The sequence below is a fragment of the Bacillus sp. FSL W7-1582 genome, assembly GCF_038593325.1.
GTDB lineage: Bacteria > Bacillota > Bacilli > Bacillales > Bacillaceae > Bacillus > Bacillus altitudinis.
In genome coordinates this window covers 2,433,289-2,457,560 of the sequence record NZ_CP151987.1, presented here as the reverse complement: position 1 = coordinate 2,457,560, position 24,272 = coordinate 2,433,289, and the positions used below count along the sequence as shown (strand labels likewise).

Annotated in this window: 25 protein-coding genes and 1 riboswitch; of the genes, 20 read left to right on the top strand and 5 right to left on the bottom strand. The window is 42.2% G+C overall.

Going from position 1 to position 24,272, the window contains the following annotated elements; all coding sequences use genetic code 11:
* The first annotated feature begins 7 nt into the window (after positions 1 to 7).
* The 5 genes from nadB to NSQ11_RS12645 all read left to right on the top strand — a co-directional run bounded on the left by nadB (position 8) and on the right by NSQ11_RS12645 (position 5,602).
* Positions 8 to 1,579, top strand: a complete 1,572-nt coding sequence (gene nadB / locus NSQ11_RS12665) for an L-aspartate oxidase (protein ID WP_342501119.1) — start codon at positions 8 to 10, stop codon at positions 1,577 to 1,579.
* Entirely contained in the window at positions 1,561 to 2,424 is an 864-nt protein-coding gene (gene nadC / locus NSQ11_RS12660; RefSeq protein ID WP_017358129.1) for a carboxylating nicotinate-nucleotide diphosphorylase, read from the top strand. Before nadB ends, nadC begins: the two co-directional genes overlap by 19 nt.
* Positions 2,411 to 3,520 carry a quinolinate synthase NadA gene (nadA, locus tag NSQ11_RS12655; RefSeq protein ID WP_052320804.1) on the top strand — a complete coding sequence of 370 codons (1,110 nt, stop codon included), beginning with the start codon at positions 2,411 to 2,413 and terminating at the stop codon, positions 3,518 to 3,520. The genes nadC and nadA overlap by 14 nt, the downstream gene beginning before the upstream one ends.
* Before the next feature lie 131 nt (positions 3,521 to 3,651).
* Positions 3,652 to 4,848, top strand: coding sequence for a SafA/ExsA family spore coat assembly protein (gene safA, locus NSQ11_RS12650; protein WP_048001812.1), 1,197 nt, complete (start codon positions 3,652 to 3,654; stop codon positions 4,846 to 4,848).
* 133 nt (positions 4,849 to 4,981) lie between these two features.
* Positions 4,982 to 5,602 carry a YhcN/YlaJ family sporulation lipoprotein gene (locus NSQ11_RS12645; RefSeq protein WP_008342769.1) on the top strand — a complete coding sequence of 207 codons (621 nt, stop codon included), beginning with the start codon at positions 4,982 to 4,984 and terminating at the stop codon, positions 5,600 to 5,602.
* 46 nt (positions 5,603 to 5,648) lie between these two features.
* Here the strand turns inward: NSQ11_RS12645 and NSQ11_RS12640 are convergent, their stop codons facing one another.
* On the bottom strand, positions 5,649 to 6,281 hold the full coding sequence (locus NSQ11_RS12640; RefSeq protein WP_008342767.1) for a LysE family transporter: 633 nt from the start codon (positions 6,279 to 6,281) through the stop codon (positions 5,649 to 5,651).
* A 238-nt stretch (positions 6,282 to 6,519) separates the two neighbouring features.
* A riboswitch (TPP riboswitch) is annotated at positions 6,520 to 6,629 on the top strand.
* 126 nt (positions 6,630 to 6,755) lie between these two features.
* Here NSQ11_RS12640 and thiC point away from each other — a divergent pair.
* The gene (thiC, locus tag NSQ11_RS12635) at positions 6,756 to 8,516 is read left to right on the top strand and encodes a phosphomethylpyrimidine synthase ThiC (RefSeq protein WP_342501118.1); all 1,761 of its coding nucleotides are present in this window, start codon (positions 6,756 to 6,758) and stop codon (positions 8,514 to 8,516) included.
* A gap of 30 nt (positions 8,517 to 8,546) precedes the next feature.
* Here thiC and NSQ11_RS12630 read toward each other — a convergent pair whose 3' ends face one another.
* Positions 8,547 to 8,696 carry a hypothetical protein gene (locus tag NSQ11_RS12630; protein ID WP_164071257.1) on the bottom strand — a complete coding sequence of 50 codons (150 nt, stop codon included), beginning with the start codon at positions 8,694 to 8,696 and terminating at the stop codon, positions 8,547 to 8,549.
* Between the two features lie 192 nt (positions 8,697 to 8,888).
* On the opposite strand from NSQ11_RS12630, the gene NSQ11_RS12625 reads away from it, so the two are divergent.
* Positions 8,889 to 9,071 (top strand): hypothetical protein, encoded by a 183-nt coding sequence (locus tag NSQ11_RS12625; protein WP_008342761.1) that lies wholly within the window; start codon positions 8,889 to 8,891, stop codon positions 9,069 to 9,071.
* Positions 9,072 to 9,304: 233 nt separating this feature from the next.
* Here NSQ11_RS12625 and NSQ11_RS12620 read toward each other — a convergent pair whose 3' ends face one another.
* On the bottom strand, positions 9,305 to 9,949 hold the full coding sequence (locus tag NSQ11_RS12620; protein WP_017367714.1) for a serine/threonine protein kinase: 645 nt from the start codon (positions 9,947 to 9,949) through the stop codon (positions 9,305 to 9,307).
* A gap of 226 nt (positions 9,950 to 10,175) precedes the next feature.
* Here NSQ11_RS12620 and NSQ11_RS12615 point away from each other — a divergent pair, with 226 nt between their 5' ends.
* The 7 genes from NSQ11_RS12615 (at position 10,176) to yajC (ending at position 15,204) form a co-directional block, all read left to right on the top strand.
* Positions 10,176 to 10,688: an intercompartmental signaling factor BofC gene (locus NSQ11_RS12615; protein ID WP_008342756.1), complete on the top strand. Its 513-nt coding sequence runs from the start codon at positions 10,176 to 10,178 to the stop codon at positions 10,686 to 10,688.
* Positions 10,689 to 10,835: 147 nt separating this feature from the next.
* The gene (ruvA, locus tag NSQ11_RS12610) at positions 10,836 to 11,441 is read left to right on the top strand and encodes a Holliday junction branch migration protein RuvA (RefSeq protein ID WP_017358123.1); all 606 of its coding nucleotides are present in this window, start codon (positions 10,836 to 10,838) and stop codon (positions 11,439 to 11,441) included.
* A gap of 11 nt (positions 11,442 to 11,452) precedes the next feature.
* Positions 11,453 to 12,457, top strand: coding sequence for a Holliday junction branch migration DNA helicase RuvB (gene ruvB, locus NSQ11_RS12605; protein WP_136944770.1), 1,005 nt, complete (start codon positions 11,453 to 11,455; stop codon positions 12,455 to 12,457).
* Positions 12,450 to 12,650 carry a DUF2905 domain-containing protein gene (locus tag NSQ11_RS12600; protein WP_008342752.1) on the top strand — a complete coding sequence of 67 codons (201 nt, stop codon included), beginning with the start codon at positions 12,450 to 12,452 and terminating at the stop codon, positions 12,648 to 12,650. Before ruvB ends, NSQ11_RS12600 begins: the two co-directional genes overlap by 8 nt.
* 34 nt (positions 12,651 to 12,684) lie before the next feature.
* Positions 12,685 to 13,713, top strand: coding sequence for a tRNA preQ1(34) S-adenosylmethionine ribosyltransferase-isomerase QueA (gene queA / locus NSQ11_RS12595; protein ID WP_046344118.1), 1,029 nt, complete (start codon positions 12,685 to 12,687; stop codon positions 13,711 to 13,713).
* Between the two features lie 31 nt (positions 13,714 to 13,744).
* Positions 13,745 to 14,890, top strand: a complete 1,146-nt coding sequence (gene tgt / locus NSQ11_RS12590; RefSeq protein WP_008342748.1) for a tRNA guanosine(34) transglycosylase Tgt — start codon at positions 13,745 to 13,747, stop codon at positions 14,888 to 14,890.
* Positions 14,891 to 14,937: 47 nt separating this feature from the next.
* Entirely contained in the window at positions 14,938 to 15,204 is a 267-nt protein-coding gene (gene yajC / locus NSQ11_RS12585; protein ID WP_003216659.1) for a preprotein translocase subunit YajC, read from the top strand.
* A gap of 49 nt (positions 15,205 to 15,253) precedes the next feature.
* Here the strand turns inward: yajC and NSQ11_RS12580 are convergent, their stop codons facing one another.
* Positions 15,254 to 15,631 (bottom strand): TIGR04086 family membrane protein, encoded by a 378-nt coding sequence (locus NSQ11_RS12580; protein WP_007501492.1) that lies wholly within the window; start codon positions 15,629 to 15,631, stop codon positions 15,254 to 15,256.
* A 164-nt stretch (positions 15,632 to 15,795) separates the two neighbouring features.
* On the opposite strand from NSQ11_RS12580, the gene NSQ11_RS12575 reads away from it, so the two are divergent.
* Positions 15,796 to 16,458 carry a DUF421 domain-containing protein gene (locus tag NSQ11_RS12575; RefSeq protein ID WP_019743031.1) on the top strand — a complete coding sequence of 221 codons (663 nt, stop codon included), beginning with the start codon at positions 15,796 to 15,798 and terminating at the stop codon, positions 16,456 to 16,458.
* Between the two features lies 1 nt (position 16,459).
* Here NSQ11_RS12575 and spoVB read toward each other — a convergent pair whose 3' ends face one another.
* Positions 16,460 to 18,010: a stage V sporulation protein B gene (spoVB, locus tag NSQ11_RS12570; protein ID WP_019743030.1), complete on the bottom strand. Its 1,551-nt coding sequence runs from the start codon at positions 18,008 to 18,010 to the stop codon at positions 16,460 to 16,462.
* A 116-nt stretch (positions 18,011 to 18,126) separates the two neighbouring features.
* Between spoVB and NSQ11_RS12565 the strand changes: the two genes are divergently transcribed.
* The 5 genes from NSQ11_RS12565 to recJ all read left to right on the top strand — a co-directional run bounded on the left by NSQ11_RS12565 (position 18,127) and on the right by recJ (position 24,253).
* Positions 18,127 to 18,423 (top strand): post-transcriptional regulator, encoded by a 297-nt coding sequence (locus tag NSQ11_RS12565; protein ID WP_003216788.1) that lies wholly within the window; start codon positions 18,127 to 18,129, stop codon positions 18,421 to 18,423.
* Between the two features lie 41 nt (positions 18,424 to 18,464).
* Positions 18,465 to 20,693 carry a protein translocase subunit SecDF gene (secDF, locus tag NSQ11_RS12560; RefSeq protein ID WP_342501117.1) on the top strand — a complete coding sequence of 743 codons (2,229 nt, stop codon included), beginning with the start codon at positions 18,465 to 18,467 and terminating at the stop codon, positions 20,691 to 20,693.
* 200 nt (positions 20,694 to 20,893) lie between these two features.
* A complete protein-coding gene (locus NSQ11_RS12555) occupies positions 20,894 to 21,382 on the top strand; it encodes a cation:proton antiporter regulatory subunit (RefSeq protein ID WP_008342734.1) in 489 nt (162 codons plus the stop codon).
* A 99-nt stretch (positions 21,383 to 21,481) separates the two neighbouring features.
* Positions 21,482 to 21,838 (top strand): lipopolysaccharide assembly LapA domain-containing protein, encoded by a 357-nt coding sequence (locus NSQ11_RS12550; RefSeq protein WP_017358117.1) that lies wholly within the window; start codon positions 21,482 to 21,484, stop codon positions 21,836 to 21,838.
* Between the two features lie 81 nt (positions 21,839 to 21,919).
* A complete protein-coding gene (gene recJ / locus NSQ11_RS12545; RefSeq protein WP_017358116.1) occupies positions 21,920 to 24,253 on the top strand; it encodes a single-stranded-DNA-specific exonuclease RecJ in 2,334 nt (777 codons plus the stop codon).
* The last annotated feature ends 19 nt before the right edge of the window (positions 24,254 to 24,272 follow it).

The following is a 24,272-nucleotide window of genomic DNA, read 5'->3' as shown; positions in this document are numbered from 1 at the left end:
GGCAATTGTGTCATCTATCAAAAAAGTCATTGTGGTGGGGTCGGGCATTGCGGCTCTTTCCTTTGTGAATACGATCTCAGAGAACTGCCAAGTCATCATGATGACAAAAAAACAATTTTCCTCTAGTAATTCCATGCTCGCACAAGGGGGAATCGCTGCAGCCTTTTCTGCACATGATTCTGTCGATCAGCATGTGCAAGACACTTTAGCTGCGGGGTGTGGTCACAATGATGACAAAACTGTACAGGAGATCGTCCGTCATGGAAAAGATCTTGTAAAGAAGCTCGTAGAAGAGGGCTGCCCATTTGATCGAGATGAAACGGGAATTCCGCAGTTAGGTAAAGAGGGAGCCCATACGACCCATCGTATTCTGCATGCAGGAGGAGATCAAACGGGAAAAACCCTCGTGCAGTTTTTGAAAGGGAAGCTCGGCTCACACATTCATGTATACGAAAATCATCATGTCATGGATCTATTAGTTCATGAAGGGGTATGTACCGGTGTCGTGTGGAAAGACGAAAAAGGTCATGTACATACAATGACCGCAGATGCAGTTGTATTATCCACTGGCGGCTGTGGATCCTTATATGAAACAAACACAAATGATCCGTCTGTGACAGGAGATGGTCTGATGATGGCCTATCGCGCAGGGGCACAGCTAGTAGATCTCGAATTTGTGCAATTCCATCCGACCCTTTTGACCACTTCAGGTAAAGCGATTGGTCTCGTATCAGAGGCAGTCAGGGGAGAGGGCGCCTCTTTAGAAGATGAATCAGGTAGGCGCATCATGAAAGGAATCCACCCGCAGAGCGATTTAGCGCCTAGAGATGTGGTGGCAAGGACCATTTTCCATGAGCAGCAATTCGGTCATTCCATTTATCTTAACATCCGTGATATTCCGCATTTTTCTGCACGTTTTCCTGCGATTGCTTCGATGTGTCAGCGTGCGGGAGTTGATATGGCAAGCGGAAGGCTGCCAGTTTCACCCGGTATGCACTTTTTAATGGGTGGAATTAAGGTGAATGAACATGGAGAAACAACTGTTCCATCACTTTTCGCCATTGGTGAAGTAGCTTGTACAGGTTTACACGGCGCCAATCGACTGGCAAGTAATTCGCTCTTAGAAGGTCTCGTTTTAGGAAACAAGGCGGCACGGTATGTTGAGCGGTTGCAAGCCCAGCAAGATAAAAACCCTGCTCTTTCCATTCAAGAAGTATGGTCTGTCCCAACGGTGTCACAGGCTCAGCTCAGAAAATGGATGACAGCATATGCCGCAATTGTGAGAGATGAGAAAGGCTTACAGACTTTGCTCGATCATTTAGAACAAGTCTCTTTTCAGCAAATCAATGTGAAGAATATCACAAATGAACAGATCGAAATAACGAATCAATGGGCTTTAGCCATATGCCTTGTCAAATCCGCATTACTCCGAACAGAAAGCAGGGGCGGTCATTATCGCACCGATTATCCAAATCGGCACGATGCTTCGTGGCGAGCAAAACAGATTGTACATGAACAGGGCCATATTTATACCGTAAAAAATGAAAGGATTGGTGCCAAATGGAACGTTTACAGTTAAAGCAAATGCTCACTCATTTTTTAAAAGAAGATATTGGGTTTGGAGATGTATCCGCTGATGCCATCTTTGGAGACAAGAAAGGAACAGCTTACATCATGGCGAAACAATCAGGCGTATTGGCCGGGACACAAGTCATTGATATGGGATACAAACTGCTGAATGAACAAGTTCAAACTGAGCTGTTTTTCCAGGAAGGTGATTGGATTCATGAAGGGGCTGTACTGGCACAAATAACTGGTCCCGTCAACGACTTGCTGAAAGGGGAGCGGGTGGTGTTGAATATCCTGCAAAGAATGACAGGGATTGCTACACTAACGCATGAAGCAGTAGAGCGATTAGCTGATCCGTCTATTACGATTTGTGATACGAGAAAGACGACACCCGGTCTGCGCATGCTGGAGAAGTACGCAGTAAAAGTTGGAGGCGGAAAGAATCATCGTTTCGGCTTATCCGATGGGGTGATGATTAAAGATAATCATATTGCGGCTTGTGGTTCTATCAGGGAAGCTGTGGAGAAAGCAAGAGCATACGCCGGTCATATGGTGAAAATTGAAGTGGAAATTGAATCAGAAGCACAGCTGATGGAAGCCATTGAAGCCAAAGCAGATGTCATCATGTTTGACAACTGCTCTCCAGACGAAGTGAAGCGCTTTAAACAAATGACCCCTGAAACTATATTGACAGAGGCATCAGGCGGCATCACGTTAGAGAATGTGGCTAACTACCGAGGGACAGGTGTAGACCTTATTTCACTTGGATTTCTCACACATTCTGCTCCATCATTCGATTTTAGTATGAATATGGAATTCAGCCATAAAGGGGGAACGACTCATGTCCATGCTTGATGTGTTAGCAGCGCAGCATACAGCCATGATGCCAGATGAATATAAACAGCGCTCTTATGATGAAATGAAAGAGAGAGTATTAGAGATTAAACGCGCTTTTGGATCAAAGCTTTTTATACCGGGTCATCATTATCAAAAAGATGAAGTCATCCAATTTGCTGATGTGACAGGTGATTCATTGCAGCTTGCACAAATTGCTGCTGACAATCACGAAGCAGAATACATTGTATTTTGCGGGGTTCATTTTATGGCAGAAACGGCCGATATGTTATCAAAAAAGAATCAGCACGTCTTTTTGCCAGATATGAGAGCAGGTTGTTCAATGGCAGATATGGCGAATATGAAACAAACAGACAGGGCGTGGGATCAGCTCACTGAGCTGTTTGGAGATACGATCCTTCCGCTGACTTATGTAAACTCAACGGCTGATATTAAAGCATTTGTCGGCAAACATGGCGGATCGACTGTCACATCTTCAAACGCTAAAAAAGTATTGGAGTGGGCGCTGACCCAAAAAGAGCGGATTCTTTTTCTTCCTGATCAGCATTTAGGGCGTAACACGGCCTATGATTTAGGGATTCCGCTAGAGGAAATGGCTGTCTGGGATCAAATAGAAGAAAAGCTCATCACCGACCAACCGCTTCATCGAATCAAAATGATTTTATGGAAAGGTCATTGCTCTGTTCATGAGAAATTTACCATTGAGAATATTGAACAAATGAGAAAACGTGACCGTGACATACAGATTCTTGTTCATCCAGAGTGTACGCATGAAGTCGTAAAGGCTTCTGATCTAGCTGGTTCAACGAAATTTATTATTGATACGATCAAGCAGGCACCAGCAGGAAGTAAGTGGGCCATTGGAACAGAAATGAATTTAGTGAAACGCATCATTGACCAGCACCCTGACAAACAAATCGAATCCCTCAATCCAGATATGTGTCCATGTTTGACAATGAACCGTATTGATCTGCCTCATCTACTATGGTCACTTGAAAGCATTGAAAAAGGGGAGCCGGTCGGTTTGATTCAAGTGAATGAAGAGACGACAAAAGAGGCATTGCTCGCTTTAAATAAGATGCTCACCATTAAATAATGAAGTGTCCCCTCCTATCAGAAAACAAGTTTTTATCATATTGGCTTGTAAATAGGCATAAATTTATGTTGAAACATATTGTACTTCTGACATAACCGCTACGTTCACGTTTTGCATAGGAGGGGAAAACGTTGAAAATTCATATTGTGCAAAAAGGAGACTCCCTTTGGAAAATTTCAAAGAAGTACGGAGTCGACTTTCAAGAATTGAAAAAATTAAATTCGCAGCTCAGTAATCCAGATTTGATTATGCCAGGAATGAAAATCAAAATTCCATCTAGTGGTGTTCCTGTCAAAACCGATCATCACAAAGCAAAAGAAATGCCAAAAGCAAAAGAACACCCGTATGTAAAAGAAAAGCCAAAGGATGTCGTGCAAGTTCAAGATACGAAGCCGAAGGAAAAGCCGAATGAACCGGTACCTTATGTGCCACCAGTACCAAAGATTGAACAGCCAGTTTTTCCACAAGTTGATGTAAACTATTATCAGACGAATCTCTACCAGCCATTCACGCCTCCTCCCAAAAAAGAACATCATGAGAAAAAAGATCACGTTCATGATAAGAAAGATCATGTTCATGAGAAAAAGGATCATAAAGATCACAAGGACCATTTTCATCATGAAAATAAGGATCATTTCAAAGATGAAGTGGCAAAGGGATATGATCCATTCATTCATATCCCACATCAAAAAGAGGAGGGAAAAGAAATGGAGCATAGTAATTACCCAAACCTTCCTAATTTCCCGCAAATGCCGAATGTTGGAGGGGCAGCAGTAGGGGGCATGGCTGAAAATAAAGAGCATCACCACCATCATCAAGAGTCATATGATCCTTATTATGGTTATGGTCATTACATGCCAGCAATGTATCCATATCCGCAGCAAATGGTACCCGCTTCTCCTATTTTACCGGGATCAGGCCTTTGTTATCCGGTACAGCCGTATTATCACCATCACATGATGCCGTACCCTTACCCGGCGGCTCAGCCGTATTATCCTGCGTATCAAGCACCGGCTTATTATGGTGAAAATCATGAGCATCATGCAAACGACGGGCATCACTGGCACCACCATATGCATCCAAATGCAGGCGCGAATGTGAATGCCAATGTCAATCAAGGCTTTTATCCAAACGCTCCAAATGAAGCATATGGCAAGGAAGACTGCGGATGCGATGATGGTATGAAGCATCATCAACCATGGCCTGGACATTATCCAAACCCTGTTCCATATGGTCAAATGGGTGCTTATCCAGCACAGCCTTATATGCAGCAGCCTTATCAAAACCCATCTGTTTTTGCAAGACCAGAAGAAGACGAAGAAGATTAATGACACAAGGGACGATCTCAATCGTTCCTTTTTTTGTTTATAACTGACAGCTTGTTTTTGTCCTCAACTGTACATGCTAAAACAGAGCCTGTTTTGCGCTCATGAGATTCAATTTGTACAGGGGGTTTTTCGTTTGAGACAAAAATGGCAAAAAACAATCGCCTTAGTGCTTCTACCTATTGGATTAACGGCATGTGGTACAAATAACAATGCGGGTGTAGATACACGTCATAATCAATCAGGCCAGCCAGTTGGATACCACTCCAATCAACAGGCAACAGACAACAATCAAGATCATCAAGGACCGGTTTCTGAGCTTATGGAGGGAATGAACGGAAGAAATACAACGAATGTTGATGATCGTTCACGCCCTACACAGGATCAAGTGAGAATGCCACTTACTGGTGGAGATGGACGCTACAGTCATGGAGATATGAACTATCATAACCAAATGTCGTTCTCTGGCTACGATAAACAAGAGAACATCCAGCGTTCAAGAAAAATCGCCAACCGAGTGAACAAAATGAACCATGTGACAGACTCACAAGTCATGGTGACGGATGAAAATGTGTATATTGCTCTTAAAACAGATGGGCGCTTGACATCAGAGGGTGTATCACAAGTAGAAGAAGCAGCGACTCGTTATGCAGATGGAAGAGCTGTCCAAGTCATTAAAGACGAAGGCGCATTTACACGCTTCAGAGATATGAGAAAAACGCAATTTGAAACAGGTCAGACAGGCATGACCCGATAGGCTGGAATAAAAAAGGCTAAAGTTCATGACGAACTTTAGCCTTTCTTTAAAAATAAACTTTGATCCCGATATAAAATTCATAAAAGAAATAACAGCCAAATCCAAGTAATAAAATACCGGCAATAATGGAAGTCCACTTAATCATTGTTCGGTTCATCACTTTTCTTGTTAGGGAAACAATCGTGAGAAGACCGATGTCATGAAGAAGAATCCCTGCCAAAATACCCGCAGCAGCCAATATAAATTCAGATGAATTTGTATTCGTATAAGCATCTGCCAGTACAGCACCAAACACAGATACCCAGAACACAAGGTTTCCAGGTGATACCGCGACGAGCAGCCCATTTCGGTATGTTTTAGCGAATGATTTATTCACTTTTTCTCCTGCTAAATGGATGTCTTGATCCGCATTTTTAATCGAATCGTAGGCAAGAATCATTAAAAAGATGGCACCGATCAGCCAGAGCGGAATTTGGATAAAGGGCAAAGATAAAAATTGAGCAAATCCAGCATATAAAGCCAAGATGAGCAATATATCGATGGTCATACCACCAGCGCCTACAGTTAATCCATGAAAGAATCCGTTTTTTAATCCCTGCTTTGTCATTTCAACCGTGATCGCTCCAACAGGTAGAGCAATTGAGAATCCAACGACGATAAATGTAAGAAATGTTTGCAATCGACTAGAACTTCCTTTGAATCATGTTTGTATAAAAATTCTCCGTTTAGATTAATTATACATATTAGGAGAAAAGGATCAATGATTATTTCTGATTTAATCGAAATGAGAGAGATAAATCGTGTATAGAAAGATGTATATCGTGAAGATCGTGTATTCATTGTAGGGGAAAGGAACTATTTTCCTAAAACTTCTTTTTTTCATTTCTCAGCTATGCTACACTGTTGTGGAAATCAATATAAGTGACTAGGGGTGCCCGGAAATGCGGGCTGAGAGAGAAGACAAGCTTCTTAACCCTTTGGACCTGATCTGGCTCGTACCAGCGTGGGGAAGTTGAAGATGATACATGTGCCATATGAATGGCATACATGTTTTTTTCTGACGACGAAACCAGGTTCTTTACATAGAATCTGGTTTTTTGCTGGTGCTGATTCCATCCTGACCGGTCACACGAAAAGAAGGAGAGAACAGCAAATGAATGAAAAGACAAATGTTCCATCAACGCAATCTTTATTATCAAACTTTGAAGGCAGTCGAAAGGTATATGAACAAGGCTCAAGACCTGACATTTTGGTGCCAAAAAGAGAAATCGTGCTCACAAATACAGTGACACAAGCAGGTGATATCGAAAATGAACCGATTCGTGTGTACGATACAAGTGGACCGTATACAGATGCGGAGGCTCATATTGATGTCACAAAGGGATTAAAGCGCCTGAGATCAGCATGGATTAAAGAAAGAGAAGATACTGAAAGCTATGAAGGGCGTCAAGTAAAGCCAGAAGATAATGGATATCGCTTGAATGGGAAAGAATCCTTTCAAGCGGCCCATACAGATTTTCATCATATACCGCTCCGCGGGAAACAAGGTGCTTGTGTGACGCAAATGCATTATGCAAAAAAGGGCATCATTACGCCTGAAATGGAGTTTATCGCTTTGAGAGAACAGCTAAGTCCTGAGTTTGTTAGAGAGGAAGTGGCTAGTGGGAGAGCGGTCATTCCAGCGAATATCAACCATTCAGAAAGTGAGCCGATGATCATCGGAAAGAATTTTCACGTGAAAATTAATGCGAATATTGGCAATTCAGCTGTGACGTCGTCCATTGAAGAAGAGGTGGAGAAGATGACATGGGCAATTAGATGGGGGGCAGATACGATGATGGACCTGTCTACAGGAAAGGACATTCATACAACGAGAGAATGGATTATCCGCAATTGCCCAGTCCCAGTAGGAACGGTCCCAATTTATCAGGCACTTGAAAAAGTGAATGGAATCGCAGAAAATTTGACGTGGGAAGTATACCGAGACACATTAATTGAACAGGCAGAGCAAGGGGTTGACTACTTCACCATTCATGCGGGCGTCCTGTTAAGGTATATTCCGCTCACAGTCGACCGTGTCACAGGAATTGTTTCAAGAGGCGGAGCCATTATGGCAAGATGGTGTCTCGCTCATCATCAAGAGAACTTTCTGTATACCCATTTTGAAGAAATTTGTGAAATTATGAAAACATATGACATTGCCTTTTCGCTTGGGGACGGGCTCAGACCTGGATCCATTGCGGACGCAAATGACGAAGCACAGTTTGCAGAGCTGGAAACGTTAGGGGAATTGACAGAGATCGCTTGGAAACATGATGTACAGGTCATGATTGAAGGACCTGGTCATGTTCCTATGGATAAAATCAAAGAGAATGTCGATAAGCAGATGGAGATATGCAAAGAGGCACCTTTTTATACGTTAGGCCCTCTAACAACAGATATTGCACCGGGATATGATCATATTACATCCGCGATCGGTGCGGCGATGATCGGCTGGTATGGAACAGCCATGCTGTGCTATGTGACACCAAAAGAGCATTTAGGTCTGCCGAACAAAGAAGATGTAAGAGAAGGTGTCATCGCCTATAAAATCGCCGCACATGCAGCTGATGTAGCAAAAGGACATCCTGCTGCTCAAAAGCGTGATGATGCCTTATCAAAAGCGAGATTTGAATTCAGATGGCGGGATCAATTTCATCTGTCACTTGACCCAGAACGAGCGCTGGCATTCCATGATGAAACATTGCCTGCTGAAGGTGCTAAAACCGCTCATTTCTGTTCCATGTGTGGACCAAAGTTTTGCAGTATGAAAATATCCCATGACATCCGCAACCAATCAGAAGAAGTGAAAAGAGAGATGGAGAAGAAGGCAAAAGAGTTTATCAATCAAGGCAGTCAAATCTATCAATCCTAAAAAAACCTCGCACTCCTCTAGTGCGGGGTTTTATAAAACGGCTGAAATGGCTTTTCTCACGAGGTGGAAAAATGCTTTTACTGCAATCGCCATCGTTTCAATACTTGGGATGAGGGCATCTGTTAAATGAAATAGAACTGTTTGTCTCTCTGGAGATGTTCGTTTTTTCTTTTGTTTCATAAAGACAGCCTCCTTTTCATTCAATATACTTCTTTTGAAGCGTATCTAGATAGATATGTTGTGCGAATTTAAACAAAATTTAAACTTCTTGTGTTTAGAAGGAAAGAAGCAGGGGAAACGGATTGAATAGAGAATGAATGAAAAGAGCTGACCGATTCGGTTAGTGAACAAGACAGAGTGGAAGGTGATCTTATGATGAAAGTATTTAAGGTAACATTTCATATGAACAATGGGGAAGTGCTCGATTTCGAGCTGAAACGTCCAGCTACCTATGATGTGTATAAAAAAATTGAGGAAGCCAATCATTGGTTTAAGCTGAATAATGAAATCATTAACCTATTAAATGTGAATAGTATCCATGTAGAAACAGAATAAAACAGAAAGCCGCTCAAAGAGAGCGGCTTTCAGCGTGTAGACAAACCCTCGCATTCGGTGTCAGTCCTGCGTGCCGGTGCTCACGAATGTCAAATTCGCTCCGCGCCAGTACTCGTCATTCCTAGGGCTGCAAAGGTTTTCTATCACGCTGAAGAGAAGACAAAGAGCTAAAATAAAGTACATTTTAGCCCTTTGTCAACAATCTGAAAGCCTCTCTTTTCGAGCGGCTTTCATTATGCAGTAAAATCATTTCGATTGTTCAGCTGACCTCGAGACAGCCAGTTTTTCTTATACAAATAGGCAATCACTTCAAGCCATAGACGCGGCGCTTTTTTAGGGAAAAAAGGTTTTTGATAATAGGCGTATGCAGCTTTTAAATCATCCCATTGATGACATGTTTTCGTTTGCGTGAAGCGGGCGACGTCAATGACCCTGACGCGGCCATCCTTTGTTAAAATTAAATTCCGCAGATGAATATCAGAAGGATTTAAACCTTTCGCGCGTGCTTCTTCCAATGCATCATCTACTTGTTCAATCATTTGTTTTTTGATCGGAATTCCTTTTGTCAGGCATTCATAGAAAGTATAACCTTTAATATATTCCATTAAAATATACTGATCCCCAGACTCGTAAATCTCAGGATAATAGGAGGAGCCGGAAAGTTTTTCATAAATTGCAGCCTCTTTGCGGGCGATGTTTCGATAAGAAGGAAAAAAGACTTTTAACGCCATTTTTTTGCCGTCTTTTTTGTATGAAAATACATAGGCACTTCTTCCTTTGCCGCACAGCTCAAGCTCAGCCGGTTTAAAGACGAGCTTATTAAAACGCTTTTCTTCTTGATACTGAATCGATTCGGCTAATCTTTTGACATCTGACATTGACTTCACCTTCTTTGGTTTCAGTTTATGCGGCTGAAAAACGAATGATGAAAAAACCATGTAATTCGGTAGAGCAATGGATTGTATAAAACATAACATTTACGCACGAAGGATACAACGAAAGACTCTCAATATGTGTCAAGACATCGATTTGGTTAATGTTTAGCAAAATGGGTCAAACTACATATGTCATGCATCGATCTTATGTTCTAAAGAGGTGTAAATAGTGAAAGTGAAAATAAAGTATTTCGTTACAGGACTTATCATGACAAGTGTACTCTTTTTCGCTGTTGATATGGAAGCAGCAGAACACTTGCAAAAAGAGTCAAAAACCATCAACGTTCAGCTTGAAAAGGTCTATCTAGACGGCGATGTAAGTATTGAAAGACAGCGGGCATCATTAGAAGACAAAGACACATTTTGGGCCCAGTATAAGGGCTGGACATTGGTAGAACAGCGAGAGGATTTTGCCCTTTTTAGAAAGCAAATTGACGATATATCGCCTTTGAGTAAAGCAAATGGATATATCGGATTATCAGAAGACGGCGTGATTTCTACGTTTCATGGAAGGCCTGACGGGTGGGCGGAGCCTATTCATCTCTTTTTTCAAATTGATACGTCCCGCTTGGAAAGTCATGTAGAGCAGCAGCTTGCACAAGGCATTCCGTTTCGAACAAAAGATGAATTTGAGCATGTGCTTGAAGTCATGAAACCTTACCGAAATGAACAATCGTTTTAATCGTATGACAGCTTGCTGGTGTGAAGACCGCAAGCTCTTTTTCATGGGTTGACGATGAAAAAAGGCTGAGCGAACGTATGTTAACTTTTATTACGGTTTTCTCTTCGATTTATGTTACAATGGAGAACAGTCAAAGAGGTGAAAACGGTGATAGAGTTTGTAAAAGGGACCATTGATTATGTGTGCCCGCAATATGTTGTCATTGAAAACGGCGGAGTGGGCTATCAAGTCTATACCCCAAATCCGTTTATCTATCGAGTAACAAAACAAGAAACGATTTATACGTATCATTACATAAAGGAAGACGCTTTTTCGTTATATGGATTCCAAACACGAGAAGAAAAAGCGTTGTTCACAAAACTGTTAAATGTCACAGGGATTGGACCGAAGGGTGCGCTTGCGATTCTTGCTTCCGGTGACCCTGGCGCTGTCATTTCAGCGATCGAACGAGAGGATGAAGCTTTCCTCATTAAATTCCCGGGTGTTGGCAAAAAAACAGCACGTCAGATCATTCTAGATCTGAAAGGGAAGCTCGCAGATGTGGTGCCTGAAATGATAGGAAACTTATTTAACCACGAGGATCATATCCAGATTGAAACGCAGCAAAGCGCTTTAGATGAAGCGGTTGAAGCCTTAAGTGTCCTTGGGTATGGTGATCGTGAAATCAAAAAGGTTCTTCCTTTATTAAAAGAAGAGAAGAATCTTACAACCGATCAATATGTGAAAAAAGCTTTACAAAAAATGTTGAAATAGGGTGATGTCTCATGGATGAACGGCTCGTCTCAACTGAAGCAGACAACCATGAATCAGCCATTGAGCAAAGTCTGCGTCCACAGACGCTTAGTCAATATATTGGCCAGCAGAAAGTAAAGGATAATCTCAGCGTATTTATTGAAGCTGCCCGAATGAGGCAGGAAACGCTGGATCACGTTCTTTTATATGGACCGCCGGGACTTGGAAAAACAACGCTTGCGTCGATCATTGCCAATGAAATGAATGTTCAGCTGCGTACAACGTCTGGACCAGCGATTGAACGCCCTGGCGATTTGGCGGCGATCTTAACATCTCTTGAACCTGGCGATGTTCTGTTTATTGATGAAATTCATCGCTTGCAGCGTTCAATAGAGGAAGTGCTATATCCAGCGATGGAGGACTTTTGTCTAGATATCGTGATTGGAAAAGGAGATACAGCACGCTCTGTGCGGCTTGATTTACCGCCATTTACGCTTGTAGGTGCTACAACCCGTGTTGGGCTTTTAACAGCGCCGCTTCGTGATAGGTTTGGGGTTCATGCAAGATTGGAATACTATGAGCAAAGAGATTTGGCTCACATTGTAGCAAGAACAGCCGAGCTGTTTGAGATTGGGATCGACATTCGTTCAGCTGAAGAGATTGCAAGAAGATCTAGAGGCACACCGAGGGTCGCCAATCGTCTGCTCAGAAGAGTGAGAGATTTTGCGCAGGTGCTTGGAAATCATGCGATCACACAAGAAATTGCAGAAGATGCTCTTGAGCGTCTGCAAGTTGACAGACTCGGACTTGATCATATCGATCATAAGCTGCTTTTAAGTATGATTGAAAAATTTAGAGGCGGTCCTGTTGGACTTGATACGATCTCAGCGACAATTGGAGAAGAATCACATACGATTGAAGATGTGTACGAACCGTATTTACTGCAAATTGGTTTTCTGCAAAGAACACCAAGAGGGCGGGTCGTCACAAGAGAAGCGTATGAACATTTTCATATGGAGGTTCCGATTCGTGACTGAATTCCCTAAAATGTTGATGATTTTAGGTGGTGTCCTTTTTGCCGCAGGTTTAGTGTTTCAATTGGTTGGGAAACTTCCAGGCGATATTTTCGTGAAAAAAGGGAACGTAACGTTCTTTTTTCCTGTGATTACATGCATTGTCATTAGCATCGTCCTAACCATTTTACTCAATGTCTTCGGACGGATGAAATAACGTTAACTAGTTAACTACAGAATAGGTGAAGGAAATGAAGTTAGAACTATTTGATTTTGATTTACCAGAAAGATTGATTGCACAAGTGCCGCTTGAAAAACGAGATGCATCAAGACTGATGGTCTTAAATAAACAAACAGGTGGCATCACACATGATACATTCTCGCAAATCACAGATTACTTTCAAAAGGGTGATTGTCTCGTTTTAAACAATACACGTGTATTGCCTGCACGTCTGTTTGGAACGAAAGAGGATACGGGTGCTAAAGTGGAGCTGCTTCTTTTGAAACAAGAAGAAGGAGACAAATGGGAAACGCTCGTGAAACCAGCAAAACGTGTGAAAAACGGAACAGTCATTACATTTGGTGATGGACGATTAAAAGCGGTATGTACAGAAGAACTGGAACATGGCGGAAGAAAAGTTGAGTTTCAGTATACAGGCATTTTTTATGAAGTACTTGAATCCTTAGGTGAAATGCCGCTGCCTCCGTACATTAAAGAGCAGCTTGACGATCGTGAGCGTTATCAAACCGTTTATTCCAAAGAGGTTGGTTCGGCTGCTGCGCCTACTGCCGGTCTTCACTTTACAAATGAACTGCTGGATGCACTGAAAGCAAAAGGAGTGCATATTGCGTTTATTACGCTCCATGTAGGGCTTGGCACATTTCGACCGGTCAGTGCTGAACGCATTGAAGAACATGAAATGCACGCAGAGTTTTACGAAATGAATGAAGAAACGGCAGAAGAACTTAATCGCGTGCGCAAAGAAGGCGGACGGATTATTTCAGTCGGAACAACTTCGACAAGAACGCTTGAAACCATTGCAAGTGCTTATGATGGTGAATTCAAAGCGTCAAGCGGCTGGACGTCGATTTTTATTTATCCAGGCTACACATTTAAGGCAATTGATGGCATGATCACGAATTTCCACTTGCCAAAATCGTCTTTAATTATGCTTGTCAGTGCATTAGCTGGACGAGAACACGTCCTAAAAGCGTACAATGAGGCTGTAAAAGAGGAATACCGATTCTTCAGTTTTGGCGATGCCATGCTGATTCAATAACATCATACAACAAAGACAGGAGGGCTCATTTTTGTCGCAATTACCGATACGTTATGAGTTCATTAAATCATGCAAACAAACAGGTGCACGTCTTGGACGCGTTCATACACCGCACGGCTCCTTTGAAACACCTGTATTTATGCCAGTTGGTACACTGGCTACAGTGAAAACAATGGCGCCTGAAGAGTTAAAAGCAATGGAAGCAGGCATCATTTTAAGCAATACGTATCATCTATGGCTGCGCCCGGGGCATGACATTGTCAAAGAAGCAGGCGGCCTGCACAAATTTATGAACTGGGATCGAGCGATTCTAACAGATTCAGGCGGTTTCCAAGTGTTTTCTTTAAGTGAATTTAGAAAAATTGAAGAAGAAGGCGTTCACTTCCGTAATCACTTAAATGGAGATAAGTTGTTCCTTTCTCCTGAAAAAGCGATGGAGATTCAAAATGCGCTCGGCTCAGATATTATGATGGCATTTGACGAATGCCCTCCGTATCCAGCAGAGTACGATTATATGAAACGTTCTGTAGAGCGGACAAGCAGATGGGCAGAGCGCTGCTTAACAGCGCACCAACGTCCAGAGGATCAAGGGCTGTTTGGCATTGTGCAGGGCGGAGAATACGAAGAGCTTCGTAAACAAAGTGCAAAAGATCTTGTTTCACTTGATTTCCCAGGCTACGCCATTGGAGGTTTATCTGTTGGTGAACCAAAAGATGTGATGAACCGTGTGCTGGAGTTCACAACGCCATTTTTACCGGATGACAAGCCAAGATACTTAATGGGTGTTGGCTCACCAGATTCATTAATTGACGGCGCGATTCGCGGTGTCGATATGTTTGACTGTGTACTGCCGACGCGAATTGCCAGAAACGGTACGCTCATGACAAGTGAAGGACGCCTTGTTGTGAAAAATGCTAAATATGAGCGTGATTTCAGACCAATCGATGAAAACTGTGACTGCTACACATGTAAAAACTACACACGCGCTTATATTAGACATTTAATCCGTACAAATGAGACGTTCGGAATTCGATTAACAACTTATCATAATCTTCATTTTCTGTTAAAATTAATGGAGCAAGTGAGAGAAGCTATCCGTGAGGATCGTTTAGGTGATTTTAGAGAAGAGTTTTTTGAGCGTTATGGCTTTAACAAACCGAATGCGAAAAACTTTTAACGCATAAACGAAAGGCTTTACAATGCTTTAGAAAGGGGTGAGATAGAATGGATGGTGGTATGGGTTCAATCATTATGATTGTTGTCATGTTTGCTGTGCTTTACTTCTTGTTAATCCGTCCACAGCAAAAGCAACAAAAAGCTGTGCGTCAGATGCAGCAATCTTTATCAAAAGGCGATAAAATCGTCACAATCGGTGGTTTACACGGTGAAATCGACTACATTGATGAATCAAAAGTGGTCATCAAAACAAGCGAAAACAACCGTTTAACTTTCGACCGACGTGCTATTAGAGAATTAGCTGACAAAGGTTAATCCTCCAATACATAGCGATAAAAAAAGAGCGATATCATTCGCTCTTTTTTTATTTGCCCCGAAGATTAACGCCAATCATTCCCCCTAGCATACAAATTCCCAAAAAGGCTGCATGATAGATGAATTGTTCTGGTGAAAAGGTTTCTCCAAACCCTAAATATTGAAATAAAAAAACAGTGAGTGAAAAGATAAAAGAGGTCATGGCGCCAATGAGCCAGCCTCGTTCCTTTGCTTTCCCTCCAGAAATCATTCCTCCTAGAAAAAGTGCCGCAAAGGACAAGATCATGATCATCCATTTAAACGATGATTCCTGCATACTTGTGAAGGTAAGCATCAGTGATACAAGTAAGCTTGTGACAATCATCACGACAAAAATAGCAATTAAGCCAGATAAAATGCCTTTTCCTATTTGTTTCGTTTCCTGCATGTGATTCGTCTCCTCTCCAATTGACCGAAGCTTGTCTTTTACTAAAATGTATTCACGGAGGAGAAAAAATAGACATGTTCTCGTGATAAAAACCGAGGCTTTCTTTTCTACATAAATAAAGTGTTTTGACACAAGCTATGGTGGAGAAGGAGGGGTTACATCATATGCAGGACATCTTAATTATCTCCATGAGAACGATCATTTTATATTTTCTCATTTGGTTTATCTTTCGTTTAATGGGCAAAAGGGAGATTGGGGAACTGAGTATTTTAGATCTTGTTATTTTTATGATGATCGCTGAAATTGCGGTGCTCGCCATAGAAGAAGTAGAGGATCACATGTTACATACAGTATGGCCGATCCTGCTGTTAACCTTCATTCAAATCACCCTTGCCTATTTGTCATTAAAATTTCAAGGTGTCCGGCGTTTTCTCGACGGTAAGCCAGCCCTGCTCATCATCAACGGAAAAATAGATGAGGGTGCGATGAGAAAACAGCGATACAATTTTGATGATTTGCTGATTCAATTAAGAGAAAATAACATCGATAGTATCCAGGATGTCTCATATGCCATCTTAGAGCCTTCAGGGAAGCTCGCCGTTGTTGAAAAAGAAAACAAGCGCAAACATGCAGCGCTTGAGCTCCCTCTTATTGCAGACGGTGTGGTTCAGCATGATCATCTCAAGCAGATCAACCATGATGAACAGTGGCTGATAAAGGAGCTTGCCAAAAGAGGCTATGATGACATCGAGCAGATTTCCTACTGTAGCTTTAATCAGAAGGATTTTTATATTGATTTGAAAGATGAAGTGATCAAGAAAGAATGAGCTAAAGCAGCTTCCCAATAAACGGGATGCGGCGTAGCTCTTCTCGTTTCACTAGCCCAAGACAGATTAATAGAATGACATACAGCACGCACGTCAAAAAGATCATCATGACAAGCTCCAAAGGGGCGGAAAAGAGTCCGCTCGCTTGATGTTTCATCCATAAACTGACTGCCCCAGTACCGATGATCACAAGGACGCAAAGTCCATATTCTTTTAATGGTAAATGAATAGGCAGCACTTTACCGACAGTTGCCGCATGGAGCAATGTGACAAGGACGATGCCGATGAGTATCGCAAGCGCTGCGCCCATAATGCCAAAGCTTGGCTGTGAAGCAAGAACAAAGATCATGCCTGTTTTCACAACAGCTCCTATCAAGCTGTTGGTCATCGCTGCCCCAGCTAAATTTAATGCTTGAAGGACAGCCTGCAACGGCCCTTGAAAGTAATAGAGCAAAAAGAAGGGGGCCATGAATTTTACATAGACAGCGGCATGTGATGAACCATACATGAAGAGGGTTAAATTTTCTGCATACACGAAAAGGATAATACATGAAATGCCCCCGCTTAATAAACAAAGGCGCATCGCCTGCTTGAGCCGGTATTCGACCGTTTTGCGTTTGTTCTGTTCCATCCCCTCACTAATCGCTGGAACTAGTGCGGTGGAGAGAGAATACGTGATAAAACTAGGAAGTGTCAAAAGGGTGAGCGCAAGTCCTGTCAATTCTCCGTACTGCCTTGTTGCTTCCACAGCTGCATAACCGGCAATCGCAAGGCTTTGCGCGACGACAATCGGTTCTAAAAACCACGAGATATTGCCGATGAAACGGCTGCCTGTCGTTGGCAGGGCAATACTCATGAGCTGTTTAAACGTATCCTTCCCATCATGAATTGCCTTGAAAAAACGTTTTCGGATACGGATGGTCTTTTTATAACGAAAGGCAATCAGTAAGTAAGCAAGTGAAATCATTTCCCCGATGACAGATGAAATCATGGCGCCTGCTGCTGCGTATTCAATTCCATAAGGCAGGAACGCTGTTGTACATACTGCTACGAGTGAAATTCTTGCGACCTGTTCTAGTACTTGCGACATCGCAAGCGGGCTCATTTGCTGTCTTCCTTGGAAATAGCCCCTTAACACACTAGAGATTGCAATAACGGGTACGACTGGTGTAATGGCAAGCAGAGGATAGACCGTTCTAGGATCTGTCAGCATATTTTCCGCCATAATAGGGGCAAACCATAAAAAAAGCGGCGTGAAAATCAGGCTGAGTGTTCCTGTTATCGCAAGGGACATCACTAGAATGCGTTTTGTTTTCTGTTTGTCACCACGGGCTTCTGCTTCTGCGACTAGCTTACTAATCGCAACAGGAAGTCCGAATTGTGTCAGCGTCACGGCGAGAAAAAAGGTAGGCGCTGCCATCATATAAAGCCCTACGCCTTCTTCACCAATGAACCTTGCAATCACAATTCGATTGACAAAACCCAATATTCTTGTAATAAAACCTGCTAAAATTAAAATAATGGTCCCTTTTAAAAACGTTTGCTTCGTCAAATCACAGATCACCTGCCTTCTCAAACGACATAGAATCATATACAATAAGATATGCGTGTATATCGTCCAAGCATGACAAGTCTCTCGATAAAAAACTGAAAAGGGGGAGCCTCACATTGACACAACATCCGGCTGCTATATACAAAGACCATTTAAAGCCTTTTCTGTTCAGTAAGCTTGAAGAATTCATCGTTTTGGGCTATAAAGATGTAGATTTAGAGGAATTATGGTCATACTTAGAGAATAAGAAGTGGAAGAAAAAACAAGAGTATCCGATTCATGAAATGGTTGCAGATATTTTATCTGTGAAAATTGGCGAATTTATGAACTATGCAACCGTTCAGTCGTTTAAAACGTCTGCTTTTTTGGACAGTGAAGATGGCAAGAATATGCTGGACGAACTGTTGAAATAAGCCATCTAAATGGATTCAGGTGTTTAAGGAGGAAATACATAATGAAAAAAGGGCGCATACTTGCGTTTTTCTTAGTGGTTCTGTTAATCGGAACTGGTGTGGGCTTATTAACGAAGCCCGTTGCGAAAGATATGACGCTAGGGCTGGACTTACAGGGTGGATTTGAAGTTCTGTATGATGTACACCCAGTGAAAAAAGAAGACAAGATCACAAATGGTGTTCTCGTCAGTACAGTAGAGGCTTTAAACCGAAGAGCCAACGTGCTTGGGGTCAGTGAGCCGAACATTTCGATTGAAGGAAACAACCGTATCCGCGTACAGCTTGCGGGCGTAAAAGATCAAAACAGAGCACGGGAGATTCTATCGACTGAAGCACAGCTTTCCTTCAGAGATACGAATGACAAAGAGCTTCTAAACGGATCTGATCTTGTTGAAAATGGTGCAAAACAAACATTCAATCAAACGAATGAGCCGATCGTGACAGTCAAACTAAAGGATGCGAAAAAGTTTGGTGACGTGACAAAAAAAGTAGCGGCGATGGCACCAAACAATCAGCTTGTCATTTGGCTTGATTATCATAAGGGAGATTCCTTCAAAAAAGAAGTCTCTAAATCAAATCATAAGTATGTATCTGCGCCGAATGTAAACCAAGAAATTAACAGCAGTGACGTACAAATCGAAGGAAACTTTACGGTTCAAGAGGCAAAAGACCTTGCGAGCATTTTAAATGCCGGTGCATTGCCAGTAAAATTAACCGAAAAATATTCAACATCTGTGAGTGCACAGTTTGGTGAGCAAGCACTAAACGAAACAGTCTTCGCAGGAATTGTAGGAATCGCATTTATCTTCTTATTCATGCTGTTTTATTACCGATTACCAGGTCTTGTTGCTGTCATTACACTGTCAGCTTATATCTATATCACACTGCAAGTCTTTGACTGGATGGGTGCGGTCATGACACTGCCTGGAATCGCTGCATTGATTCTTGGGGTAGGGATGGCTGTAGATGCCAACATTATTACGTATGAGCGGATTAAAGAAGAGCTCAAGCTCGGTAAATCTGTCCGTTCTGCTTTCAGATCGGGTAACCGCAGATCATTTGCCACGATCTTTGATGCAAACTTAACAAGTATTATTGCCGGCGGGGTTCTATTCTTCTTTGGAACAAGCTCTGTCAAAGGGTTTGCAACCATGCTTATCCTATCGATTTTGACAAGCTTTATCACGGCTGTCTTCCTATCAAGATTCCTTCTTGGATTACTTGTAGAAAGCCGTTATCTCGACCGCAGAAAAGGCTGGTTTGGGGTTCGTCAGAAAGACATTATTGATATTCATGAAACAACTGAAAATACTGAACCGAAAACACCATTTGATAAATGGGATTTCGTCAGCAAACGTAAAGGCTTTATGATTTTCTCGGCAGCCATTACCATTGCTGGAATCATTGTGCTGTCGATCTTCAAGCTCAATGCAGGTATTGACTTTGCAAGTGGTACTAGAGTTGATATTCAAAGTGACCATAAACTGTCAACAGAACAGGTGGAGCAAGATTTTAAAAAGCTAGACCTTGAGACAGACAGTGTTGTGTTATCGGGTCAAAAAGAAAATCAAGCAGCAGCTCGATTTGTCGGTGTTCCGAATAAAGAAAAAATCGCTGAAGTGAAAGATTACTTCAAAGATAAATATGGAACGGAGCCTAACGTAAGTACAGTGTCTCCGACGGTTGGAAAAGAGCTGGCACGTAACGCATTATACGCTGTCATCATTGCTTCGATCGGGATTATCTTATATGTATCTATCCGATTTGAGTATAAAATGGCGATTGCAGCGATTGTCTCTCTGCTATACGACGCATTCTTTATCGTTGCCTTCTTTAGCATTACGCGTTTAGAGGTGGATGTCACCTTCATTGCAGCGATACTCACGGTCATTGGGTACTCAATCAATGACACGATTGTCACCTTCGACAGGGTGCGTGAGCAAATGAAGAAACGCAAACCGAAAACGATCGAAGATTTATCGTACATTGTGAATTTAAGTTTACAGCAAACCTTTACGCGTTCTGTGAACACCGTGCTCACCGTACTTGTTGTGGTGATTGCACTTCTCGTTTTCGGTTCAGCATCTATTACAAACTTCTCCATCGCCTTACTTGTCGGACTATTAACAGGGGTGTATTCATCCCTTTACATTGCGGCACAAATTTGGCTGATATGGAAAGGTCGTGAGCTGAAAAAGCCGGCTAAAATCGACACAGAACAAGATATTTAAACAAGAAAGACTGCCAGCTTGGCAGTCTTTTTTTCATGCATCATACTTGTCATCGTCACAACAATAAGATGATATGTAAAAACATTTCGGGTTTCATTGATCTTGAAATGGTCTTTTGCTATAATGACATACGTTTAGATCAGTATAGAAAGCAAGTGTCCGTTTGGGGCATTTGGCTTTTATTCATTGGAGGGGCTGTTATGAAGGTTCGGGAAACTGAACTGCCAGGTATCGGTCACAAAGCCGAAATGATCACAAGAAATAATGAGAAACTTGCCATTATCACACATGATGACGGCAGAAGAGAGATGTATCATTTTCAAGAAGATGATCACGAAGAATGTATTTCTGGTATCTTGCTTAGCGATGAAGAAGCAAGACAAATCTCGGCTATTTTAGGCGGCATGGTCTATAAACCAAAAGCGCTTGAGACAGTGGAGGTGGCCATTGATGAACTCATCATTGAATGGTTTAAGATTGAAAAGAACGCACCGGCTGTTAACCAGACGATCGGAGACCTGAGTGTTCGTCAAAATTATCAAGTGACAGTCATCGCCATTGTGAGAAAATCACATGAGAAAATTTTAAATCCAGGACCAGATACGGTGATTGAAGAAGGAGACACCCTTGTCATCTCTGGAGAAAGAAAAGAATTAAAGAGCCTCATTAAAGAAAAACTCAGCAGCTAAGCGCCCATGCTGATAGAAAACCTTCCGCCATGTTCTTTCGGTGTTTAAAAAGGACAAGAAAGAGGGAAGAATAAAAGAAAAAGCTTGGGGGATTTGTAGATGAATAAACAACAATGGACCATCATACTCGCATTTATTTTCGTATTAATTGTCTCAGTATTTGCTGTTATTAACGTGCGGCCTGTACAGGTAGACTACTTATTTGGAACGGCTGAATGGCCGCTGATCCTTGTCATTATCGGTTCTGTTCTTATGGGCGGACTCATTGTGGCTTTTGCGGGGATTTTCCAAATTATGAAACTAAAACGTGAATTAAAAACATTAAAAGCTGAACATGCAGCCGCTAAAGCAAGCCCTGCTTCTTCTCATAAAAAGGCGGACAAAGACGTTCAAAAGAAAACGAATGTCACACCTTTAAAAGAACAGCCAGCGTCTTTTGACCGGAAGGAAAAATAATCTTCCAGTACAATTTCATAAAATAAAAATTGAAACCCCTTAGTCCACTCTAGTATAATAGTGTGGTTGAGGGGTGAATTTATGTTATTATCCAAAATGCGCTGGGAATATGAACATCCTAGCGAAGAAAAAGTGAAATCACTCTCTGAAAATCTGAATATTTCAGCGCTGACTGCATCACTTCTTGTACAAAGAGGGCTCGAAGAAGTAGAAGAAGCGAGGTCTTTTTTATTTGATCAAAAAGCCGAATTTCATGATCCATTCTTATTAAAAGGAATGAAAGAAGCAGTAGAGCGCATCAACAAAGCGATCGAAGAGCAGGAATCGATTGTGATCTTCGGAGATTATGATGCAGATGGTGTGACAAGTACGTCTGTACTTTTACATACACTTAAAGAACGATCTGCGAAGGTAGACTTTTATATTCCAGATCGATTTAAAGAAGGATATGGGCCAAACGAACAGGCTTTCCGATATATCAAAGAGCAAGGAGCATCGCTTGTTATCACCGTGGATACAGGGATCGCTGCTGTAAATGAAGCACGTATTGCAAAAGAAATAGGATTAGACCTGATCATCACAGATCACCATGAACCAAGCGAGGAACTGCCTGAGGCACTTGCGATTGTACATCCTAAGCAGCCTGGGTGTGAGTATCCGTTTAAAGAGCTGGCGGGTGTCGGTGTTGCGTTTAAAGTGGCACATGCACTCCTTGGTAAACTCCCAGTAGAATTATTAGATCTTGCTGCAATCGGTACAATTGCGGATCTTGTCCCGTTGCATGATGAAAATAGATGGCTTGCAAAAAAAGGCTTAATGCAGCTTCGTCAATCTAGACGGCCTGGGTTAAAAGCGTTATTAAAAGAAGCAGGCGCCACTCTTGAAGAAGCAAATGAGGAAACGGTCGGCTTTCAAATTGCGCCAAGGCTGAATGCTGTTGGACGAATTGAGCAGGCAGATCCGGCTGTTCATCTTCTCATGACTGAGGATATGGATGAAGCAGAAGAACTCGCTCGTTTTGTACAAGAATTGAACAAAGAACGGCAGAAAATTGTGAGTACGATCACGGAAGAAGCCATTCAAATGGTCGAAGAGACAGGTGCTGACCAGTCTGCTATCGTCGTAGCAAAAGCTGGCTGGAATCCAGGCGTTGTCGGCATTGTTGCCTCAAAATTGACGGATACATTTTCTCGTCCGGCGATTGTGCTTGGAATAGACGAAGAAACGCAGATGGCGAAAGGGTCAGCTCGAAGTATTCCTGGCTTTGATTTATTTTTCCATTTGAGCAAGTGCCGTGACATCCTGCCGCATTTCGGTGGACACCCGATGGCAGCAGGAATGACACTTCAAGCGGATGATGTTCCTTTACTTAGGGAAAGATTGAATCAATATGCAAATGAAACATTGACAGAAGAAGATTTCATTCCAATTCAACGGGTCGATGCAGTATGTAAAGTGGACGAAATGACGGTGCAAGCCATTGAAGAAGTGGGACTGCTGTCCCCGTTTGGCATGCAGAATCCTAAGCCGTTCATTATGATTGAAGACGCCCAGCTTGAAGACATCCGAACGATCGGGGCCAATCAAAATCACATTAAAATGTCACTAAAAGACGAAGACAAGCTGCTCGACTGTGTCGGTTTTCACCAAGGCAAGCTAAAAGAAGAACTTGTCCCAGGGAGTCAAATTTCTGTCGTTGGTGAGGTCTCTATTAATGAATGGAATAACCGAAAGAAACCTCAGCTCATGCTAAAAGACGCCAGAGTCGATGAATGGCAGCTCTTTGATTTACGCGGGAAAAAAGATTGGGAAAAGAAAGTATCAACACTTGATCCAGCAAAAACGATGGTCTTCTGTTTTGACGAAGAAACAAAAAGGCAATCGGAGCTGGTGGATATTCCGATTCACCTTATTGATGCAGAAAATGTATCCACGTTTGATGTGCAGGAAAAGTATGTGATCTTTGCCGATGTTCCTGCAGATGAACACTTGCTCAAGCTGCTTTTAGAAAATCAACAACCAGCAAGAATTTATACGGTGTTTCAGCGGAAAGAAGATCACTTTATGTCCTCATTCCCGAGCCGTGATCAATTCAAATGGTTCTATGGGTTCTTGTTCAAACGGGGAAGTTTTCCTATTAAAGAACAAGGCATGGAGCTTGCCAAACATAGAGGTTGGACAAAAGATACAATCATTTTTATGACAAAGGTGTTTTTTGAACTCGGTTTTGTTAAAATAGAGAATGGTGTGCTGTCAATAGTGCGTGATGCCCCTAAAAAAGATTTAACCGCATCATCGTCTTATACAGCAAAACAACGATTGATGGAACTCGATCAAACACTAACATATTCCTCAGCCAAAGAGCTGAAGGAATGGCTGAATAGCATGATGAGCGAAGTCTCACCTGTGCTTTGACGTACGAGGAGGAAAAGGA

What these genes read in the sequence shown, in the direction of transcription:
- nadA (WP_052320804.1), top strand. Translation starts at nt 2,411, where the DNA reads ATGTCCATGCTTGATGTGTTAGCAGCGCAGCATACAGCCATGATGCCA.
- ruvB (WP_136944770.1), top strand. Translation starts at nt 11,453, where the DNA reads ATGGATGAACGGCTCGTCTCAACTGAAGCAGACAACCATGAATCAGCC.
- thiC (WP_342501118.1), top strand. Translation starts at nt 6,756, where the DNA reads ATGAATGAAAAGACAAATGTTCCATCAACGCAATCTTTATTATCAAAC.
- NSQ11_RS12630 (WP_164071257.1), bottom strand. Translation starts at nt 8,696, where the DNA reads ATGAAACAAAAGAAAAAACGAACATCTCCAGAGAGACAAACAGTTCTA.
- recJ (WP_017358116.1), top strand. Translation starts at nt 21,920, where the DNA reads ATGTTATTATCCAAAATGCGCTGGGAATATGAACATCCTAGCGAAGAA.
- NSQ11_RS12620 (WP_017367714.1), bottom strand. Translation starts at nt 9,949, where the DNA reads ATGTCAGATGTCAAAAGATTAGCCGAATCGATTCAGTATCAAGAAGAA.
- queA (WP_046344118.1), top strand. Translation starts at nt 12,685, where the DNA reads ATGAAGTTAGAACTATTTGATTTTGATTTACCAGAAAGATTGATTGCA.
- NSQ11_RS12580 (WP_007501492.1), bottom strand. Translation starts at nt 15,631, where the DNA reads ATGCAGGAAACGAAACAAATAGGAAAAGGCATTTTATCTGGCTTAATT.
- secDF (WP_342501117.1), top strand. Translation starts at nt 18,465, where the DNA reads ATGAAAAAAGGGCGCATACTTGCGTTTTTCTTAGTGGTTCTGTTAATC.
- NSQ11_RS12575 (WP_019743031.1), top strand. Translation starts at nt 15,796, where the DNA reads ATGCAGGACATCTTAATTATCTCCATGAGAACGATCATTTTATATTTT.
- yajC (WP_003216659.1), top strand. Translation starts at nt 14,938, where the DNA reads ATGGATGGTGGTATGGGTTCAATCATTATGATTGTTGTCATGTTTGCT.
- nadC (WP_017358129.1), top strand. Translation starts at nt 1,561, where the DNA reads ATGGAACGTTTACAGTTAAAGCAAATGCTCACTCATTTTTTAAAAGAA.
- NSQ11_RS12555 (WP_008342734.1), top strand. Translation starts at nt 20,894, where the DNA reads ATGAAGGTTCGGGAAACTGAACTGCCAGGTATCGGTCACAAAGCCGAA.
- NSQ11_RS12550 (WP_017358117.1), top strand. Translation starts at nt 21,482, where the DNA reads ATGAATAAACAACAATGGACCATCATACTCGCATTTATTTTCGTATTA.
- NSQ11_RS12625 (WP_008342761.1), top strand. Translation starts at nt 8,889, where the DNA reads ATGATGAAAGTATTTAAGGTAACATTTCATATGAACAATGGGGAAGTG.